At 71.6% G+C, this 17,705-nt stretch carries 22 protein-coding genes and 2 pseudogenes; 21 read left to right on the top strand and 3 right to left on the bottom strand.

The genetic code is table 11. The features are described 5' to 3' along the window. Nucleotides 1-38 precede the first annotated feature (38 nt). A complete protein-coding gene (locus tag LPU43_RS02020) occupies nt 39-1,412 on the top strand; it encodes a glycoside hydrolase family 6 protein (RefSeq protein ID WP_229398220.1) in 1,374 nt (457 codons plus the stop codon). 75 nt (nt 1,413-1,487) lie between these two features. Beyond that, entirely contained in the window at nt 1,488-2,072 is a 585-nt protein-coding gene (locus LPU43_RS02015; RefSeq protein ID WP_229398219.1) for a general stress protein, read from the top strand. 93 nt (nt 2,073-2,165) lie between these two features. Here the strand turns inward: LPU43_RS02015 and LPU43_RS02010 are convergent. After that, nucleotides 2,166-2,243: pseudogene (locus tag LPU43_RS02010) on the bottom strand (GNAT family N-acetyltransferase); the annotation flags it as partial. A gap of 163 nt (nt 2,244-2,406) precedes the next feature. Here LPU43_RS02010 and LPU43_RS02005 point away from each other — a divergent pair. From LPU43_RS02005 to LPU43_RS01995, 3 genes and pseudogenes are all read left to right on the top strand, one after another. After that, the gene (locus LPU43_RS02005) at nt 2,407-2,886 is read left to right on the top strand and encodes a MarR family winged helix-turn-helix transcriptional regulator (protein WP_229398217.1); all 480 of its coding nucleotides are present in this window, start codon (nt 2,407-2,409) and stop codon (nt 2,884-2,886) included. Between the two features lie 10 nt (nt 2,887-2,896). Beyond that, nucleotides 2,897-3,265: pseudogene (locus tag LPU43_RS02000) on the top strand (pirin family protein); the annotation flags it as partial. A gap of 83 nt (nt 3,266-3,348) precedes the next feature. Further along, nucleotides 3,349-4,878 (top strand): recombinase family protein, encoded by a 1,530-nt coding sequence (locus LPU43_RS01995; protein WP_229398215.1) that lies wholly within the window; start codon nt 3,349-3,351, stop codon nt 4,876-4,878. Between the two features lie 186 nt (nt 4,879-5,064). On the opposite strand, the gene LPU43_RS01990 is transcribed toward LPU43_RS01995, so the two are convergent. Both LPU43_RS01990 and LPU43_RS01985 read right to left on the bottom strand, forming a co-directional pair. Beyond that, the gene (locus tag LPU43_RS01990) at nt 5,065-5,256 is read right to left on the bottom strand and encodes a DUF397 domain-containing protein (RefSeq protein WP_229398213.1); all 192 of its coding nucleotides are present in this window, start codon (nt 5,254-5,256) and stop codon (nt 5,065-5,067) included. Continuing rightward, nucleotides 5,247-6,014 (bottom strand): DUF5753 domain-containing protein, encoded by a 768-nt coding sequence (locus tag LPU43_RS01985; RefSeq protein ID WP_229398211.1) that lies wholly within the window; start codon nt 6,012-6,014, stop codon nt 5,247-5,249. The genes LPU43_RS01990 and LPU43_RS01985 overlap by 10 nt, the downstream gene beginning before the upstream one ends. A gap of 379 nt (nt 6,015-6,393) precedes the next feature. Here LPU43_RS01985 and LPU43_RS01980 point away from each other — a divergent pair, with 379 nt between their 5' ends. The 16 genes from LPU43_RS01980 (at nt 6,394) to LPU43_RS01910 (ending at nt 17,686) form a co-directional block, all read left to right on the top strand. Beyond that, nucleotides 6,394-6,690, top strand: coding sequence for a hypothetical protein (locus LPU43_RS01980; protein ID WP_373321640.1), 297 nt, complete (start codon nt 6,394-6,396; stop codon nt 6,688-6,690). 20 nt (nt 6,691-6,710) lie between these two features. Beyond that, nucleotides 6,711-6,935 (top strand): flavin reductase, encoded by a 225-nt coding sequence (locus LPU43_RS01975; RefSeq protein WP_229398209.1) that lies wholly within the window; start codon nt 6,711-6,713, stop codon nt 6,933-6,935. Nucleotides 6,936-7,083: 148 nt separating this feature from the next. Then, nucleotides 7,084-8,877, top strand: coding sequence for a hypothetical protein (locus LPU43_RS01970; protein WP_229398207.1), 1,794 nt, complete (start codon nt 7,084-7,086; stop codon nt 8,875-8,877). Nucleotides 8,878-9,015: 138 nt separating this feature from the next. Then, entirely contained in the window at nt 9,016-9,840 is an 825-nt protein-coding gene (locus LPU43_RS01965; protein WP_229398205.1) for a hypothetical protein, read from the top strand. After that, entirely contained in the window at nt 9,837-10,148 is a 312-nt protein-coding gene (locus LPU43_RS01960; RefSeq protein WP_229398203.1) for a hypothetical protein, read from the top strand. Before LPU43_RS01965 ends, LPU43_RS01960 begins: the two co-directional genes overlap by 4 nt. Beyond that, nucleotides 10,148-10,681, top strand: a complete 534-nt coding sequence (locus LPU43_RS01955) for a hypothetical protein (RefSeq protein WP_229398201.1) — start codon at nt 10,148-10,150, stop codon at nt 10,679-10,681. The genes LPU43_RS01960 and LPU43_RS01955 overlap by 1 nt, the downstream gene beginning before the upstream one ends. Next, nucleotides 10,678-10,878, top strand: coding sequence for a hypothetical protein (locus tag LPU43_RS01950; RefSeq protein WP_229398199.1), 201 nt, complete (start codon nt 10,678-10,680; stop codon nt 10,876-10,878). The genes LPU43_RS01955 and LPU43_RS01950 overlap by 4 nt, the downstream gene beginning before the upstream one ends. A gap of 72 nt (nt 10,879-10,950) precedes the next feature. Then, entirely contained in the window at nt 10,951-11,253 is a 303-nt protein-coding gene (locus LPU43_RS01945) for a hypothetical protein (RefSeq protein WP_229398197.1), read from the top strand. A 2-nt stretch (nt 11,254-11,255) separates the two neighbouring features. Continuing rightward, nucleotides 11,256-11,528, top strand: coding sequence for a hypothetical protein (locus tag LPU43_RS01940; RefSeq protein ID WP_229398195.1), 273 nt, complete (start codon nt 11,256-11,258; stop codon nt 11,526-11,528). 435 nt (nt 11,529-11,963) lie between these two features. Next, nucleotides 11,964-12,263, top strand: a complete 300-nt coding sequence (locus tag LPU43_RS28855) for an HNH endonuclease (RefSeq protein WP_373321630.1) — start codon at nt 11,964-11,966, stop codon at nt 12,261-12,263. Nucleotides 12,264-12,430: 167 nt separating this feature from the next. After that, nucleotides 12,431-12,670 (top strand): hypothetical protein, encoded by a 240-nt coding sequence (locus LPU43_RS01935; protein WP_229398193.1) that lies wholly within the window; start codon nt 12,431-12,433, stop codon nt 12,668-12,670. A 671-nt stretch (nt 12,671-13,341) separates the two neighbouring features. Continuing rightward, nucleotides 13,342-13,791, top strand: a complete 450-nt coding sequence (locus LPU43_RS01930; RefSeq protein ID WP_229398192.1) for a phage terminase small subunit — start codon at nt 13,342-13,344, stop codon at nt 13,789-13,791. Then, nucleotides 13,788-14,129: a hypothetical protein gene (locus LPU43_RS01925; protein ID WP_229398191.1), complete on the top strand. Its 342-nt coding sequence runs from the start codon at nt 13,788-13,790 to the stop codon at nt 14,127-14,129. Before LPU43_RS01930 ends, LPU43_RS01925 begins: the two co-directional genes overlap by 4 nt. Nucleotides 14,130-14,245: 116 nt before the next feature. After that, entirely contained in the window at nt 14,246-15,535 is a 1,290-nt protein-coding gene (locus LPU43_RS01920; RefSeq protein ID WP_229398190.1) for a terminase large subunit domain-containing protein, read from the top strand. A 32-nt stretch (nt 15,536-15,567) separates the two neighbouring features. Then, entirely contained in the window at nt 15,568-16,962 is a 1,395-nt protein-coding gene (locus LPU43_RS01915) for a phage portal protein (RefSeq protein ID WP_229398189.1), read from the top strand. Continuing rightward, nucleotides 16,946-17,686 carry a VG15 protein gene (locus LPU43_RS01910; protein WP_229398188.1) on the top strand — a complete coding sequence of 247 codons (741 nt, stop codon included), beginning with the start codon at nt 16,946-16,948 and terminating at the stop codon, nt 17,684-17,686. Before LPU43_RS01915 ends, LPU43_RS01910 begins: the two co-directional genes overlap by 17 nt. Nucleotides 17,687-17,705 lie beyond the last annotated feature (19 nt).

The raw sequence follows: 17,705 nt of genomic DNA, 5'->3' as shown, positions 1-17,705 counted from the left end.
CGCTTCCACGCACATCCGTCTATCCGTGAGGGATGCCCATGAGAAGCAGACCGGCGCTCGCGGCCCTGGCCGCGACCGCGACCGCGCTCACCGCCACCGTCGCGGTCGGCCTCCTGGACTCGGCGCCGGCCGCCGCCGCCGACTCCGCGTTCTACGTCGACCCGCAGACCAACGCCGCCCGGTGGGTGGCCGCCAACCCGGGCGACCAGCGCGCCGCGGTGATCCGCGACCGGATCGCCACCGTGCCGCAGGCCCGCTGGTACACCACCACCAACACCTCGACCGTACGCGGCGAGGTGGACCAGTTCGTCAGGGCCGCCGCGGCGGCGGGCAGGATCCCGATCCTGGTGGTCTACAACATCCCCAACCGCGACTGCAGCGGCGCCAGCACCGGCGGCGCCCCCGACCACCCCACCTACCGGCAGTGGGTCGACCAGGTGGCCGCCGGGCTGGCCGGGCGCCCCGCCACCATCGTGCTGGAGCCGGACGTGCTCCCGCTCATGACGAGCTGCCAGAACGCGAGCCAGCAGGCCGAGACCCGGGCGTCGATGGCGTACGCCGGCAAGAAGCTCAAGGCCGGCTCCGCGCAGGCGAGGGTCTACTTCGACGCCGGGCACTCGGCGTGGCTCGCCCCCGCCGAGATCGCCTCGCGGCTCAACGGGGCGGACATCGCCAACAGCGCCGACGGCATCTCGCTCAACGTCTCCAACTACCGCACCACGGCGGAGTCCGTCGCGTACGCCAAGCAGGTCATCGCCGCCACCGGCGTGTCGCGGCTCAAGGCGGTCGTCGACACCAGCCGCAACGGCAACGGGCCGGCCGGCTCCGAGTGGTGCGACCCGCCGGGGCGGGCCATCGGCACGCCGAGCACCACGGCCACGGGCGACGCGGCGATCGACGCGTACCTGTGGGTGAAGCTGCCCGGCGAGGCCGACGGCTGCATCGCCGCCGCCGGCCAGTTCGTTCCGCAGCGGGCGTACGACCTGGCGGTCGCCGCCGGGCCGGTCCCGACGACCCCCGTCCCGACCACGCCGCCCGCCACCACGCCGCCCCCGACCACTCCCCCGCCCACCACTGGCCCGCCGACCACGCCGCCGTCCCAGGGCTGCGCGGTCACCTTCACCCCGAACACCTGGAGTGGCGGGTTCACCGCCGAGCTGCGGGTGACCAACCGGGGCGCGGCCCTCAGCTCGTGGACGTTGGCCTTCACCGCGGGCCCCGGCGTGCGGCTGACCAACGGCTGGAGCGGCGAGTGGAGCCAGAGCGGCGAGCGGATCACCGTCCGCAACTCCCCCTGGAACGGCAGCCTCCCCTCGGGCGGCACGGTCAGCGTCGGCTTCCAGGGCACGTACTCCGGCGCGAGCCTGCCCACGCCGGGCGGCTTCACCCTCAACGGCGCGCCCTGCGCCTGATCCCCCACGGGAGCGGGCGGGGCGTTACGGCCGGGCGACCGCGGGAACGCGGGCGGTTGACGAAGGAGGAGGCTCATGACCAGACCTTCGACACCGAACCTCGCCCGGCACCCCGCCGGACCGGGCGGCGACCTCCCGCCCGGTCCGGCGGGCCGCCCCGCCCCGCCCAGCGGCGACGGGCACGGCCCGCAGGCCGGGCCGCCGACCGTGACGATCGGGTCGTATCCGGACTACCCGTCGGCGCAGCGGGTGGTGGACCACCTGGCCGACAACCGGTTCCCGGTGGAGCGCACCGCGATCGTGGGGACGAACCTCACCCTGGTCGAGACCGTGCTGGGGCGGATGACCACGGGCCGGGCGGCGCTGGTCGGCGCGGGCACCGGCGCCTGGTTCGGCCTGTTCATCGGGCTGCTGTTCGGGATCTTCACCGCCGGGAACTGGGTGGCGGTGATCCTCGTGGGCCTGGTCGTCGGTGCGATCTGGGGCGCGGTGTTCGGCGCGGTGGCGCACGCGATGACCGGCGGACAGCGGGACTTCACCTCCGCCAGCTCGCTGCGCGCCGGCCAGTACGCGGTCACCGTCGACGCCGACGTGGCCGAGCAGGCCCGGCAGTTGCTGGGGCGGCTGCACCTGACGCCCGCCGGCGCGACGCCCGGCTGATGCGCCCACCGGTCACCGAGGCCGGGCCGGCGGCCCGGTGATCGCAGTGACGGACGGCCCCGGGGATGCCCCCGGGGCCGTCCGCCGTGCCGGTCAACCGTCGGTCGCGAGGCGGGCGTGCAGGTGCTCGTCGTGCCGGCGGCCGTCGCCGTAGCGGTACGACTCGCGCAGCGTGTTGCACGGGGCATTCTGGCACGCCGCCGGGCCCGCCCGCCCAGTTTTTCACGCCATCCTCTTCACATTCGAATCATCTATGGCCGAACCTGCCCCACTCGACCGATCAACCAGCCCCGGTGCATGTTGTTAAATTTTGAACTAGTGCTAGTGTTGCGGCATGACGGAGAGCCTGGACAGCGAGCGGATGGCCTGCTGGCGCGCCTACATCGAGTCGAGCCAGCGGCTGTTCACCCAGCTCGAGGACGACCTGCGGGCCGACAGCGAGCTGAGCTTCGCCGACTACCACGTGCTCGTGCTGCTCTCCGAGGCGCCGGGGCAACGGCTGCGGATGGGTGAGCTGGCCGGCCGGCTGGTCTTCTCGCCCAGCCGCCTGACGTACCAGATCACCTCGATGGGCAAGCGCGGCCTGGTGGCCAAGCAGCCCTGCGCCGAGGACGGGCGGGGCAGCGAGGCGGTGCTCACCGCCGCCGGGCTGCTGGCGCTGCGCGAGGCCGCGCCGCACCACCTGCGCTCCGCGCGTCACCACCTGATGGACGACCTCGACGACGCCGAGATCGCCTGCCTGACCCGGGTCTTCGAGCGGCTCGGCCGACGCCTGCGCGCCGACCGCGACGCCTCGGCCACCCCCAGCGAATAAGGAGTTCGGGATGCCCGCCATCACCGTCGACGACGTCCTCGTCCTGCCCCGCCTGCCCCGGCTCGACGAGACCACCGGCTACCGGCCGGTCCGCCGGCTGACCACCGCCCCCAGCGGGTACGAGGGCGAGGGCTTCCCGGTCCGCCGCGCCTTCGCCGGGGTGCCCACGCACGAGCTGGACCCGTTCCTGCACCTGGACCAGATGGGCGAGGTGGACTACGCGCCCGGCGAGCCCAGGGGCACCTCGTGGCACCCGCACCGGGGCTTCGAGACGGTGACCTACATGATCGACGGGATCATGGACCACCAGGACTCGCAGGGCGGCGGCGGCACCATCACCGACGGCGACACCCAGTGGATGACGGCCGGCACGGGGATGCCTCTAGACGCACATCACACGACGGCGAAACGCTAGACGGGCAGCGCTTCGCGCTAGACGTCGAGCGTTGTACGCTAGACGCCATGCCCCTTCCGCTAACCGGGCCCGTCGCCGGCCGACGGCGACCCCGCGCGAGTATCTACGTCCGCCTGTCGCACCAGGCGGACGAGTCGAACACGTCGCTTGAAAACATGATCGCCGAATGCCGGGCCCTGCTCGCCCGGGAAGACTTCGAGGAGGCCGCGTTACACATTGACGACGGAATCTCGGGCGGGGTGCGCGACCGCCCCAAGTTCGTCGCCTGGCTCAATGACGCCCGGTATGGGCGCTGTGACGTGTTGGTCGCGCATCACGTCGACCGCATGACCCGCGAGGGTTTAAACGTCGCTGCGATGATTCTCGACGTTCAGGAAGGCAAAGACCCGGCGACCGGGCGAGTCATTCGCCCGCCCGTCCGCCTCATGGACACAAAGGGCGTTGACTCTAACGGCGGGGTGGCGTTCCGCCTCATGTTCCTGATCAAGGCAGAGGCGGCCCGCGAGGAGCGCGAGCGTGCCCGCGAACGGGTCGCCGGCCGCGCCACCCGGCTACGCCTAGCCGGGCGCTGGCCCGGGGGCGAGGTCCCCTACGGATACCGAATCGTGCCCGCGCCCGACGGCAAGGGTAAGACGCTGGCCGAGGCCGAGGAGGAGGCCGCCGCGCTGCGCGACTGCGCCTCGCGCATCCTGGCCGGCGATCCACTCGCCCGGACGGTCCGATGGATGAACCGGCACGGCCCGAAACCGCGCCGCGCCCCCGAATGGTCGCGGATCACGCTCGGGCAATCCCTGACCGGCGACCACATTCTAGGCCGCGTAACCGTCGGCAACGTTGTCCAGCGCGACGCCGACGGCCGGGCGCTGACGCCGTTCCCCGCTGTGCTCGACCTACCCACGGTGACCGAGCTGCGAAAGGCCCTCGCGCCGTCCCCCGACCCCCGGAAGCGGGGCGGACGGAAGCCGGCCCGCCTCGCCTCGCGGCTGGTCGAGTGTGGCGGGTGCGGGGCGTATCTATTCGTCGTCCGACGCACCGCCTCGCACACTGCAACCGAGATCGCGGCCGGTCGCCGCGGGCGGTCAGACCTAATCGCCTACAGGTGCCAGCGACGGGCCGGGGGCGGTCTCTGCGACGCGCCCGTGGTCGTGTCGGCGCTCCCCTTCGAGGCACACCTAGAATCGATGTTCCTCGCTGATTTCGGACGTCTGCCGATGGTGGAGAAACGAGTAGTCGTCGCCGACGACGGCAAGCTAGCCGAGGTCGAGGAGATGATTTCGGCGACGCTGGCCCAACTCGCCCAGGCCGTCACGCCCGAGGCCGTCGCGCGGCTGCAATCGCTACAGGGTGACCGGGACCTCCTCGCGTCTGCGCCCCGCACGCCCGTCGTGACCCGGGTAGCGACGGGGCGGACGATGGCCGAGGAATGGCACGCCCGCGACGTCGAGGGTCGCCGCGAACTACTCGCCGACGCGTACGAATTGCTACGCCTCGGCCCCGGCAAGCGCGGGCGGCGAGGATTCGACCCGGCGCGGCTGACCGCGATTCCCGCCGAAGGTGAGCACGACCCCGAGGATTAGCGCCGGGAGACGGACGCGGGGGTGACGGAGTGACCCCAGTAGCTACACTCCCCTATTCTCTCTCTAGTCGTCGTCGTCGTCTCTAGAGAGAGAATAGGGAAGTGTAGCTACGGGGAGCACTCCGTCACTCCCGCCCACAGAGAAAGGCCCCCAGGGCTAACCCCGGGGGCCTTTCCGTTGCGCCGGTTAGCGCGACGTACGCGCCATGCCCACGAACCCCGCCCACGCGGCCGGGCTGAAAGCCAGCGCCGGCCCGCTCGGGTCCTTCGAGTCCCGCACGGCGACCACGCCGGGAAGGTTGTCGGCGACCTCGACGCAGTCACCGCCGTTGCCGCCGCTGTACGTGCTCTTGCGCCACCGCGCCCGGGTCAGGTCCATGTCTCTGCCGCTTTCGTGAGTAGGTCTAGGGACTGCCCCCGTGGCAGCGCCTCGCCACGGATGCGCTCCCAACGCCGTTCTAGCGTAGCGACCTCGGCCGGCTGGTCAACGATGACCGCGTGCGCCTGACTGTCGACATGCGCCGCCCGTCCGCCGTCGGCGAGTGCGGCGAGCGTGAACGGTCCGTCAAGGCCCGGGTACGTCGGTACGTCCGCGGGCACAATGTGAATTTGGACAGTCGGCAGGTCCGCGCACGCGGCGAGGTGCGCGAGCTGGGCCGCCATGACGCCCCGGGGCCCGGCGGCGGGTCGCCGGATCGCCTGTTCGTCGATCACGGCGACCACGGACGGGGGCCGCTCCCGCGTCAGGATCGCTTGCCGGGCGAGGCGGGCCGAGACGAGGTCGTCGACCTCGGCGGGCGGTAGATCCTGGCCGGCGAACGTCGCCCGCGCGTACGTCTCTGTCTGAAACAGCCCCGGTATCCACGCGAGGTGGAACGCGCGCAGCGACAGCGCCTCGCGCTCGATATCGACCCACGGCCGGAACCACGCCGGTTCGCGACGCTGGATTACGTCCGGCCAGAGGTCCTTTACGTCCCGCCCGAGGATCGCTGCGAGCTGCGAGCGGTACCGGGGCCGCGGCACCCGTCCGCGACTGACCCACCGCTGAGCGGTTTTCGGGTCCACACCCACCTGACCAGCGAGACTGTCGGCGGTCTCGCCGGCCTCGGCCATTGCGGCAATAAGTCCGTGGTTCACACGGCCCTCCCCTGGGGACTCTTTGGACGTCCGGCGGACCCACTTTAGCGCGGTGTTAGCGTCCCGTCACTATCCGCCAGGGTAGGTCCATGACGCCCCGGGCCGGGGGTTACCAGGATCGGGCCCGGGGTTGTCGGGGGCCGCCCGTCCTTCCACGGCACCACACCCGAGCGGGCGGCCCCCTTCCACCATCCCCACCGGACAGGAGGCGTGCTATGGGCGGGCGAGGCGGTCGACACCGGGCCGGCAACCGGCGGGACCGCCCCGCCCCGGCCCCAGCGAGCAACGTCCCGCCCCCGCGCACGACCCCGGGGCACGGGAACGACGCGACGGCGATTCTGTGGTGGCAGGATGGCGCGCGGCCGACCCCGGCGCAGGAATGGCGCGCCAACGGGGGCCGCTGGTGACCGCGCCCACGCTGCGCCCGATCAAGGCCGGCGACGTGCTGCATCTGACCCGCGCCGCGAGTGTGCAATTCGTACGCCCGATCATCGTGCGGGTGATCCGCGAGCTGACCGACCGGCACACCTATTACGGCTGGACGTGGATCGAGGTTTACCAGCTTGACGCCCGCGGCGAGGCGGTCTCGCGGCGAGAGCTGTTCGTGAGGCGGGCGGGGCTGGTATATCTGCGCGCGACTCCCGCGCCCGCCCGCGCCCGGGTGGCCGCGCGGTGACCGCCCCGGAACATAGCCCGGTGCGCCCCCTGTGGCTCTGCCGGCGCTGTGCGGCCCCGTGGCCGTGTGGGGCCGCGCGGGTGGCGTTGCTCGCCGAGTACCGCGGTAACCGGGTGGGTCTCGCGGTCTACCTCGCCGCCCTGATGACCGAGGCCGAGGACCAGCTAACCAAGCTGACCCCCGCGACCCCGCCGGCCGACATGGTCAACCGCTTTCTTTCCTGGGTCCGCGCCCCGCGCCCCTGACCCCCGCCCCGGTGCGGCCCCCTCCCCCGGGGCCCCCGGGGCGGGTCTCTGTCCGGGCCCCGGAAAAGAGTGTGGGGCCGGGTGAACAATCTCGCAGCCCTGGCGCATAGGCGCTGTGTCCGAGCAACACAGCGCCTTAGGAGGCAGCGTGAGCGAGTACATCAACCTTCCGACCACCGACGGTGAAGGCGAGACCGTCGGCCGGCTGTCCGTCGCGCCGTCCGCGTGGGTCGACGGCGGGACGTTCGTCGAGCTGACCCGGTCGGGTCGGCGCAACATCGGCCACCTGTCCGCCGAGGAGGCCGCCCGCCTGGGCGCGTTCCTGGTGAAGCGGTACGGCCTCGACGGCTGGACGGCCGAGGTCGGCGAGCCCGTCGGTTTCAAGGCCGGGACGTGGCCGGCGCGCGACGCGACCCGCGGCACGGTCGAGGCCGCGCCGGATGGCGACGGCGCTTACCGGATCACGTTCACCGAGGGCCCCCGGGCGGGCGGCACTCACTACGTGTACCGGGGCTGCGTGGTCCCGCTCGCGGTCGTTGAGGCCGCCGAGGCACGGAAGCCGGCCGAGGTCAAGACCGAGACCGCGCCCGCCCCTCGCATCGTCGAGGGTGGCGTCTACCGGCTGCTGCCGAACGCCGAGACCGCGCCGGGCATCGGGTCGCAGGCCGCCCGGGACGGCGTGACGAGGGTCAAGGTCGTCGACCTGACCCCGTACCCCAATTCGGGGGCCGTCCGGGCGGTCCCGCTCGACGGGGAGGGGGTCGGACGCGCCGAGCGTCGGTACCTGATCCTGCCGAAGTACCTCGCCCCGCTCCCGGCGGACGCCGAGGCGTCGCCGGCCCCGCTGACGCGTGGTGACCGTGCCGTGGTGACCGAGGATTTCAAGGCCAACTACCGGCAGTTCCGCGCGGGCGACGTTGTCGAGGTGTACACGGTCGGTTCCACGCTGGCCGGCGTGCGCCGGCTGTCCGACGGCGCGACGTGCGCGAGCCGCCTGGACAGGCTGCGCCGGACCGACTCGCCCGCCCCCGCGCTGGCCCCGCTGACGCCGGGCGACATCGTCGCGCTGAAGCCGCGCGCGAAGACGTCGACCGGCGGGAACGTGTACTTCCGGCCCGACGTGACCCGCGTACGGGTCGTGCGCGCGATTTCCGACAGTGATTTCGTCGTGCGCAGCGTCGACGGCTCGGGCGTCGACGGCGGCGGCAAGCGCGCGGCGTTCGGCACGCAGTACGTCGGCCGGGCGTTCCTCGGCGACCCGGAGACGGTCGAGCCCGTCGCGCCGACCGCGCTGAAGCCCGGCGACATCGTCGCGCTGAAGCCGCGCGCGAAGACGTCGCACGGTCACGAGGTCTACTTCCTGTCGGACGTGACCCGCGTCCGGGTCGAGGCGGGCCCGGACCCCGACGGCGATTACCGGGTGTGCAACGTCGACGGCGCGGGGACCGCGTTCGGCCGCGGGACCTACCGCACGCAGTACGTCGGCCGCGCGTTCCTCGGCGACCCCGAGGCCGCGCCGGGCGAGGAGTCGCGCCCGTGGGCCGTCGGCGACGTCGCGGTGGTCACCGACGCCGACGCGTTCGGTCGGTTCCGCTTCCGGGTCGGCGAGCGTGTGCGCCTGGTCATCGACAAGGGCCGGCGCGACGGGAGCGCGCGGCACGCGTACTGGGCCACGTCGGTCGACGGTAGGCACACGGGCATGGTCTACGCGGTGGTACTCCGCCGGGAGGCCGCCCCCGCCGCGTGGGCCGTCGGCGATGAGGCGATCATCACGGAGGACTTCCCGCACTGCGCCTCGCTCTACGCGGGCGACCGGGTCCGCGTGACCAGCATCGGCGACCGTTCGGACAACATCCGGGCGGAGTTCGTCTCCGGCCGCGGCGAGCGGTTCAGCCTGGCCGGCGGGTGGTACCTGTCGACCGGGGTCATCCGCCGCCCGTAACACCCCCTGAAAAGGCCCGTCCCCTCCTCGGGGGCGGGCCTTTTTCATGCTCAAAAACAGGGGCCCTGGGGTGAACAGCCGGCCCGCGCTGGCGCATAGGCGTGGTGTCCGACCACACAGGTCCCGAGGAGGCCCTACATGCCCGAGGTATTCAGTCACACGGACCGCGACGGCGACCGGATCATGGTCGAGCGCCTTACCGCTCGACGGAGCGACGGCGCGACGTTCGGCGTGGTCGCCGACGACTCGCGGACCCGTGAGACGGTCGCCGTGTACCTGACCGACGCCGCCGCGGCCGACTTGCGCGACGCGCTCACGCCGCCGCGTCCGGCCCGGACGGGTGACCGCCGGCCGTCCGTGGTCGCCGACATCGAAGACGCCACCGGCGACAGCCTGACCGTTTACACGCGGTCGACGGGGGGCGCGCCGCTGTCGGTCACGATCAACGCCGAGACTGACCGCGAACAGACCATGACGCTGACCCCGGCGAACGTGACCACGCTGCGCGCGGCGCTGAAGCCGCACGACCCGGCCGAGCGGGACGCGCCGGCCCCGCTCACGACCGTCGAGGCGGGCCGTGTGTACCGACTCCTGCCGTCGGCGACGCTGGCGGGCGGGACGCCGTCGGTCATGGTGCGTCACGGTGTGACCCGCGTCGAGGTGGTCAACGCGCGACCGGACAGCGACGGCGACGTGTGGGTGAAGCGCCTCAACGGTAGGTACGTGGGCACGCGCAACTGCGTTCACCCGTCCGGCCTCGCCCCGCTCGACGACGCCCCGGCGACGCCCGCCACGCCCGACGCCGTCGAGGCGCTGTCGTCGAGGCTGACCGACGTCGCCCCGCAGCTCGACCCGGCGCGGGTCGCCGCGTGGGAGAAGGCCGCCGCCCTGCTGGCGGACAAGGAGGTCGAGTCGTTCGAGGTGCGGGCGCTGGCCGAGTTCCTGATTGGTGACCGGCCGTGAAGCGCGCGCTCCCCTACGCCCTCGGCGGTGCCCTCCTCGGGGCCGCCGGGGGCCTGTCCCTGGGCCTGGGCGTGTGGTGGGCCGCCTGGGTCGTGTGGTTCCTGTACTTCGCCGCGGTCGAGGGCATGGCGCTGTTCAACAGCCGGGCCGGCGACACGCTTTCCGAGCACGTCTGGGCGTGGTTCGGCACGGCGACGCACCCCGGCGGTATGCGTGCTCCGTCCGGGTGGGCGCGGGCGCGGCGGTTCGTGTTGCTGGCCTTCATGTGCTGGCTGTCTGTGCATTTCTTGACGGGAGGGCTGTTCTGATGACGGTCAGTGACTTCAACGGCGTTCAGGTGTCCGACACGCTCGACCGCGACGGCGAGGCCCGTTTCGAGGTCGACGGCGAGTGGCGCTGGTTGCGGCGAAGCGACGTGCGCGAGCTGCGCGACCACCTCTCGCGGCTGCTGGGCGACACCCCGGCGACCGCGCCGGCCGCGGTCGAGTTGGTCGAGGGCCGCGAGTATCGGTTGCTGCCGGATTCGCGGTACGCCGACGGGGGCCGGACCGTGCTGACCGAGGAGGGCGCGACCCGCGTTCGGTTGACCCGGGCGACGCCGGACGACGACGGCGACGTGTTCGTGAAGCCCCTCGACGGTTCGGCGGGGCACATCGCCCACGCTCATCGCTACGTCGACCCGAAGTACCTCGCCCCGCTCGACGACGCCTCGCCGGCCCCCGCGCCGGACGCCGTCCGTGCCGCGCGGGAGGTCGCCGAGGAGTCACGCACCGCTCACCACTACATCACGGCCCGGTGGTGGGACGCGTTCGCCGACAAGCTCGAAGGGAAGGCCCCGTGAAGCTCATCGCCGCGGTTCTGGCCCTGTTCGCGTACCTGATGCTGACCGCCTGGGCATTCATGGTCACGGTCGGCGTGATCCGGGCCGAGTGGGTGCCCGACCTGCCCACCATCGGCTACGGGCCGTCGATCCTGGTCGTCGGCCTGTTGACGGTCATCGCCGCGCTCATGCGGGGCTCATCGTCCGCGTCCGACTAACCGCCTCCTCGAAAGGCCCGCCCCGCCTCGCGCCGGGCGGGCCTTTCCCGTTTCCATCACTAAGGAGATTCTGTGTCCCGCACCCGCTCCGCTCTCCGTCGCCTCGGCGCGGCCATGCTCGCGGCGGCTGTCGCGCTGTCCAGCCTCGCCGCGCTGGTCGCGTGTGGTGACCCTGCGCCGGCCTGCGCCGGCCCGGTCGTGCCTCGCCCAGCCCCGCCCGCACCTCGGCCCGCCGGCCGTCCGGCTGTCCCGCCGGCCCGCCCCGCCCCGCCGGTCAGCAAGCCGTCCGTCTACCGGACCGAGTACCGCGACGGCGTCCCCGTGGTCGTGCCGGTCATCGTGCCCGTCGACCTCGACGACGACGATTGCAACTGACCATGACCGACGACCTAGCGACCCTGTCCGCGCACCTCGCCGAGGCGCACGGCCTCGACCCGGCCGACCTCGCCGCGCGCGTGCGGGCCCAGCTCGCCCGGCGGGCCCGGCGCGGCCGGCAGGCTGTGAAGCGCTGCGGCGACTGCGGCGAGGTGCGGCCCCTGTTCGACTTCGCCGCGGATCGCTCGCGCCCGGACGGGGCGCAGCGCCGTTGCCGGCCGTGCGACAGCGCCCGGCAGGCTGCTCGACGCGCGTCACCCACCCGTGGCGCATAGGCAGTACGTGAGGGCTCGCTAGCACGTCCTCACCCCGCTATGCCCACCGCCGACGACCCGTGAGCCCTATGGGACGGGCTCGGCGGTGGGACCGCATGCACCCGGGACGGGAAGGTCTCGACGCCGACGACAGCCGCACGCGGACCGTCGGCGCACCCGAGTTCGACTCTCGGCCGTTCCACGTACGCCCCTTTGGCCCTCTGTGCTCTGGCACACGGCACTGCCCGCGCTCGACGCGGGGCGCAGACGTGCGCGGGTTTCGTCGCCTGGGCGACGTGCGCTCCTAGCGGACCTGGCCGCGAGGGTGCGTCGCCCGGGTTCCCCTCACGCCCCCGGGTGTGCGCTCCGCTCGCTAGCGATCATTGACCCGCGGCTACGGCGCGGGATGCGGCGTTGAGCGCCCCGGGGGCGTTCTCAAACCCTGGGGGCGTAGCTGTGACGTGGGAGGGTTCCGATCGTAGGGCCCGGCTTCCGCACGACTGGGCCCTGCGCCGGGTGCGGGTGCTGCGTCGGGACGGCTACCGATGCCGGGCGGTGTTCAGCACGGGGGCGCGCTGTGGTGCCCCGGCGGGCGAGGTCGACCACGTCAAACGTGGGGACGACCACGACCTAGCCAACCTGCAAGCGCTGTGTACCTACTGCCACGCCCGGAAGACAGCAGGCGAGGCAGCACAGGCCCGCCGGCCACGGCCCGCGCGTGCGCGACCGAGCGAGCGCCATCCTGGCGCGCTGTGACCGAGTGTGAAGCGCTGACCGTCACGCTGCGTGACCCTGGGGGGAGGCCCCCTCCCCCGCCCCGCCCCCAACCGAAGCGGCATAGCGCCCCGGGCTCTGTACGGGCGTAGAGGTCGTGACGGAAAGCGACCGCGGTTGCATTCCGTAACCCCCTTCGAGAGGTATCAATGCCCCTGTTGGTCCCGCCCCCGGTGCCCACGCCGCGCCACCCGGATACCGAACACTTCCTTCCCCTGTTCGACACGTCGCACCTCCCGCCGCACCTCGCCGCGGTCGCCGCGCCGCTCGCCGCAACGGCGTTCACCACGATTGCGGCCCTGCCGGACGGCCCCGAGCTGACCGCGTGCCTGCGGAAGTTGCTCGAAGCCAAGGATTGCGCCGTGCGGGCGCGGGTGCTGGCGGGGTAGCACCTATTTCGACGTCAGGTGGAATTCGCCGCATGGGCCGCAGGGGTACACCCTGAACGCCACGCCCGGTGGGGTGTGCCGCGCGGCATCCCTGGCGTGCTCTCGCGTTGCGTACCATCGTTTCTCGGGGGTCACCGCACAGGGACCGCGCCGCGGCACATACCACCGCTCGCACTTAGGGCACTGGCTTGCCGCCCTTGCCAGCGACCGGGGGCTACCCCCGAAGCGCGCTGCGAGGGATTCGACCGCCGCCGCGCGACTAGCGAACATACGGCGCGTGCCATGGTAAAGGCACGATGCGGGTAAATCCCCTGCCACATACCAGGCGTCGCAGGGCTCGCAGAAATACGGCGCGGGTGGAACTGGCAGCTTATATAGCTCCGCACTGGCAAGCGCGGATTCCTGGGCGGCCCGTTTGGTCGCATATCGACGGTCGCTCCGGTGCGTGCGCGGGTTAGGCACCCACCACATACCGCAGCACTCGCGGGGTGCGGGGTCGAACGCACAGCCCGGAAAGTGCCCCGAATGCTCATGGACGTAAAGCCGAGCCCCGGTAAGGGTCCAATGACCTGACTCGTTCTCGTGTTCGCGGCACGTCGCCGTTTGCGCCTCGCTGCTCACGTTCCCGAGTTTACGCATCCCACCGCGCTAGCCCGAAAGGAGGTCCCGCCGTGGCCCGCGGCACCATGCACGCCCCTAAGCCCGACGCGACGCGACGCCGTCGCAACGCACCGACGCACGGCGAGACCGTCCTACCGGCCGACGACGGGACCGTTCGCGGCCCTGCGCTGGCGGACCTACTCCCGGGCCGTCCGTTCGCGCCCGAAGTCGCCGCATGGTGGGAAGACTGGCGACGCGCTCCCCAGGCCGCCGCTTTCGAGCGGACGGATTGGCGGCGACTCGCCACGCTCGCGCCGATCCTCGATGCGTATTGGCGTCGCCCGAGCGCCGCGGCGCTGTCTGAGATTCGCATGAACGAGGAGAGGTTGGGCGCGACGGTCGTCGACCGGATGCGCGCACGAATGCGGGTCGAGACCGACGCGGACACCGCGGACGCGCTCCCCGCGGGCGTCACCTCCCTGACCGAGCGTCGCGCCGAGCTGCGCGACCGCCTCGGGTGACCGCGCCGGACGCCCGGGAAGCCGAACTAGCAGACCTCGCCGCCCTCGCCGCGCTCGAAGCGCGCAGGGCCGTCGCTGCACACGCCTTGACCACGCTCGCCCTTTTCCCGCTTGACGGGAGCGTGAAAACGCTTGGCTGGGGGGTCGTTGAATGGGTCGAGGCGTGGTTGCTTCAGCCCGATGGCGACGAGGCCGGCGAGCCATATCGGCTTACCCGGGAACAGCTCAACTTTGTCTTATGGTTTTACGCGGTCGACGACCGCGGGCGCTTTATCTACCGCCGCGCCGTCCTTAGGAGGGCGAAGGGCTGGGGAAAAGCCCGTTCCTCGGCGCTTTAGCGCTGGCCGAGCTGTGCGGCCCGGTCAGATTTTCGCATTGGAGCGCCGAGGGTCGGAATGAGGACCCGCGCCGCGACTTCGAGCCCGTCGGCAAGCCGCACCCCGCGCCGTGGATCGTGATTGCGGGCGTCAGCGAGACGCAGACCGAAAACACAATGGCCGCGATTCGCGCAATGGTCGAACAATCACCGTTGGTCGAGGTCGAGGGCCTTGACATTGGTAAGACGCGAATCTTCACGCCGTCGGGCGGGAAGATTATGCCGGTTACCGCGTCCAGCTCGACCCAGGAAGGTGCGCGCCCGTCCTTCGCCATTATGGACGAGACGCACCATTGGACCGAATCTAACGGCGGGTACGCCCTCGCCCGCGTGATCCGGCGCAACCTCGCTAAGAGCCGCGACGGCATGGCCCGCGCAATCGAGACCACGAACGCGCACGCGCCGGGACAGGACAGCGTCGCCGAGATTTCCTATCTCGCCTATCTGGCGATGCTCGAAAAGCGCACCCGCGCGACCGGCATTCTGTACGACTCCCGCGAGGCCCCCGGGACGATCGACCTCGCCGACCGGGACGCCCTCATGGACGGCCTAGCAATGGCCTACGGCGATTCGCTGTGGGTTGACCTAGAGCGTATCGCCGAGGAGGTCTACGACCCGGCGACCCCGCCCGAGGAGGCGCGGCGATTCTATTTGAACCAAATTGTAGCCGCCGCCGATAGCTGGCTAGCGCCGCACGAATTCGACGCGAACGAACGTGACGACCTCGCCCCGCTGAAGCGCGCCGAGCCTGGTAAGTGGCGCGAGGCCGACACGGTCACGCTCGGGTTTGATGGCTCACGGACGGACGACAGCACGGCCCTTGTCGCCGTACGAATGTCCGACGGCGCGGCGTTCCTCCTCGGCCTCTGGGAAAAACCGGAAGGCCCTTCCGGCGTCGGGTGGGAAGTCAATCAAGACGACGTTCGCGGCGTGGTTGACTACGCGTTCGCCACCCTCGACGTAGTCGCGTTCTTTTCCGATGTCGCGTATTGGGAAACCGACGTGGATCGCTGGCGCGAGCTGCACGGCGAACGCCTGTTGGTGAAGGCGACGACCCGTCACGCCGTCGGGTGGGACATGCGCGCCCATCGCGCCGAGACCGTCCGCGCCGTTGAGGCGCTTCACCGTGCGTTTGTCGACGGCGAGGTCCCGCACGACGGAGACCAACGGCTACGCCGGCACGTCCTGAACGCTCGCCGCCGGCCGAATCAGTACGGCGTGAGTTTCGGCAAAGAGACACGCGAGTCGCCGAAAAAGGTTGACGCACTCGCCGCGCTTCTCCTCGCCGTGATGGCCCGGCAGCGCGTGATCGCCGACGGCGCGCTAGCGAAGCGCCGGAAGCCGACCGGCCGCCTGTACGGATTCTGACCGCTTACACGCCTCGGAAGGGGGCCCGCCCGTTGCCGACTAACGGCAGTATTACCGGCCTCGCCGAGGAACTGATAGGCGAGCACGCACGGGAAACCGGCAACCGCAACGACGGGGCCGGTAAGGTCGCGCGGTACCTCCGTGGCGATCACGATTTGCCGTACGCCCCGCGCGGTGCGCGTGAGGAGTATGTGTCGCTTGCGCGGAAGTCGGTTACCAACTGGCTTCCCCTGATCTCGGAAACGTACGTCAAGGGCCTGTTTGTCGACGGCTACCGCGCCGAGAAGACGACCGAGAACGCGCGCCCCTGGGCGTTCTGGCAGGCTAACCGCCTCGACGCACGGCAAACGATCGCCCACCGCGGCGCGCTCGAATACGGCGCGGCGTATGTGCGGGTCCTGAGGACCACGGCAGAGCCGAGCATTCGCCCGCTTCCGGCGCTGAAGACGCACGCGCGGTACGAAGATGACGACGACGATTTTCCCGTTCACGGCCTTCATATCCTCGGCCGGACCAGCGACGGCGCGCAGCTTTACGACCTGTACGACGGTACGGCCGTGCACCGACTCGCACAGGAGCGCGGCGGGTCGCTGGATGTGGTCACCTCGACGCCGCACGACCTCGGCCGGGTGCCGTGGGTCCGGTTCCGCGACCGCCTCGACGGCGAGAATCGCGGCATCGTCGCGCCGCTGCTGGTCCTACAGGACCGAATCAATGAGGCCGTTTTCTCCCTGCTGATCGCCTTGCAATTCGCGTCGTTTCGACAGCGTTGGGCGACCGGCCTTGCAATCCCGGTCGTCGAGGATGAGGAAAGTCCGCTTTACGGTCAGCCGGTCGAGCCGTTCCAAGCCGCGGTAGATCGCCTGTGGGTCACAGACTCGCCGGACGCAAAGTTTGGTTCGTTCGACCAGACCGACGTTTCCGGGCACCTCGAAACCTACGGTTCCGGCGTGCGAACGCTCGCCGCAATCGCGCAGCTTTCGCCCCATGTGCTGCTCGGCGACCTAGTCAACCTGTCCGCCGACGCGCTCGCCGCCGCCGAGGCCGCGACGCAACGAAAAATCGGCGAGTACGAGACAATCTTCGGCGAGAGCTGGGAACAGGTGTTGCGCCTCGCTGCGTTCGCGGCCGGCGACACGGCCTCGGCCGGCGACACGGCATCCCAGGTGCGCTGGCGCGATACCGAGGCCCGCTCGATGGCGGCGACGGTCGACGCGCTCGGCAAAATGGTCACGATGTTGTCGGTCCCTGCCGAAGCGGCATGGGAGCGCATTCCGGGCGTGACCGACACGGACGTCAAGCGCTGGCGCGAGCTTGCGAGGTCGTCCGACGGCCTGACGCAGCTCGCGGCGACGCTGGCGCGCCGGGCCGAGCCCGCCCGGCAGTCCGGCGACGACCCGGGGGCCGCCGGTGGCACCGACGGCTAATCAGGTCGCCGACGAATACCGGCGACTGCAATCCGAGCTGTCGGGCGAGGCCGCGGCGCAGGTCGCCGTCGCCTATTCGACCCTGCTCGACCCGCTCGACCTCGACCGGACGTGGCCCGTCTATGCCGAGGTGGTCGCGCAGATCATCGAGGCAGCCCGGCGCACCGCGGCGACCCTCGCGGGGGCGTTCTACGTTGCCCACCGCGAGGCGTCGAGGGTGCTCGGCGAGGTCCCGCCGATCGCTTACGCCGGGCAGCTCCCGGCGGCCCAGCTCTCGACGTCCCTTCTCGTGACCGGCCCCGTTCGGGTCAAGTACCTGACGGGGCGGGGCACGCCCCCGGCCCAGGCCGCGACGCAAGCGCGTGCGGCTACGGCCCGCGCCGCGGTTCGCCACGTCACGGACGCCGGGCGAGACACGATCCGCGACACGTCCCGGCGGGACCGCCTCGCGCTCGGATACGCCCGGGTGACCGACGGCGACCCCTGCTATTTCTGCGCGATGTTGGCGAGCCGTGGCCCGGTTTATGAGTCCGAAGAGACCGCCCGCGGCGACGACCCGTATCACGACGGGTGCGGGTGCGTGCCCGCGCCGGTCTACCGCCGGTCGGACCCGTGGCCCGGCGGGGCCCGGGACTACGCGGCCCTTTGGCGCGAGGCGACAGCCGGCAGGTCCGGCCGCGCCGCGATCAACGCCTTCCGGCGCGCGTACGACGCCGCCCGCTGAGACGACCGGAGAGCGGCTG

This window comes from Micromonospora okii (genome assembly GCF_020884795.1).
GTDB classification, from domain to species: domain Bacteria; phylum Actinomycetota; class Actinomycetes; order Mycobacteriales; family Micromonosporaceae; genus Micromonospora; species Micromonospora okii.
Note: the sequence above shows the minus strand (reverse complement) of the source record. Positions and strands in the feature narration are given on the sequence as shown.

Bases quoted from the DNA above. Each gene is read 5' to 3' on its own strand.
- LPU43_RS02020 (WP_229398220.1), top strand. From the start codon at position 39: ATGAGAAGCAGACCGGCGCTCGCGGCCCTGGCCGCGACCGCGACCGCG.
- LPU43_RS02015 (WP_229398219.1), top strand. From the start codon at position 1,488: ATGACCAGACCTTCGACACCGAACCTCGCCCGGCACCCCGCCGGACCG.
- LPU43_RS02005 (WP_229398217.1), top strand. From the start codon at position 2,407: ATGACGGAGAGCCTGGACAGCGAGCGGATGGCCTGCTGGCGCGCCTAC.
- LPU43_RS01995 (WP_229398215.1), top strand. From the start codon at position 3,349: ATGCCCCTTCCGCTAACCGGGCCCGTCGCCGGCCGACGGCGACCCCGC.
- LPU43_RS01990 (WP_229398213.1), bottom strand. From the start codon at position 5,256: ATGGACCTGACCCGGGCGCGGTGGCGCAAGAGCACGTACAGCGGCGGC.
- LPU43_RS01980 (WP_373321640.1), top strand. From the start codon at position 6,394: ATGGCGCGCCAACGGGGGCCGCTGGTGACCGCGCCCACGCTGCGCCCG.
- LPU43_RS01965 (WP_229398205.1), top strand. From the start codon at position 9,016: ATGCCCGAGGTATTCAGTCACACGGACCGCGACGGCGACCGGATCATG.
- LPU43_RS01955 (WP_229398201.1), top strand. From the start codon at position 10,148: ATGACGGTCAGTGACTTCAACGGCGTTCAGGTGTCCGACACGCTCGAC.
- LPU43_RS01940 (WP_229398195.1), top strand. From the start codon at position 11,256: ATGACCGACGACCTAGCGACCCTGTCCGCGCACCTCGCCGAGGCGCAC.
- LPU43_RS01935 (WP_229398193.1), top strand. From the start codon at position 12,431: ATGCCCCTGTTGGTCCCGCCCCCGGTGCCCACGCCGCGCCACCCGGAT.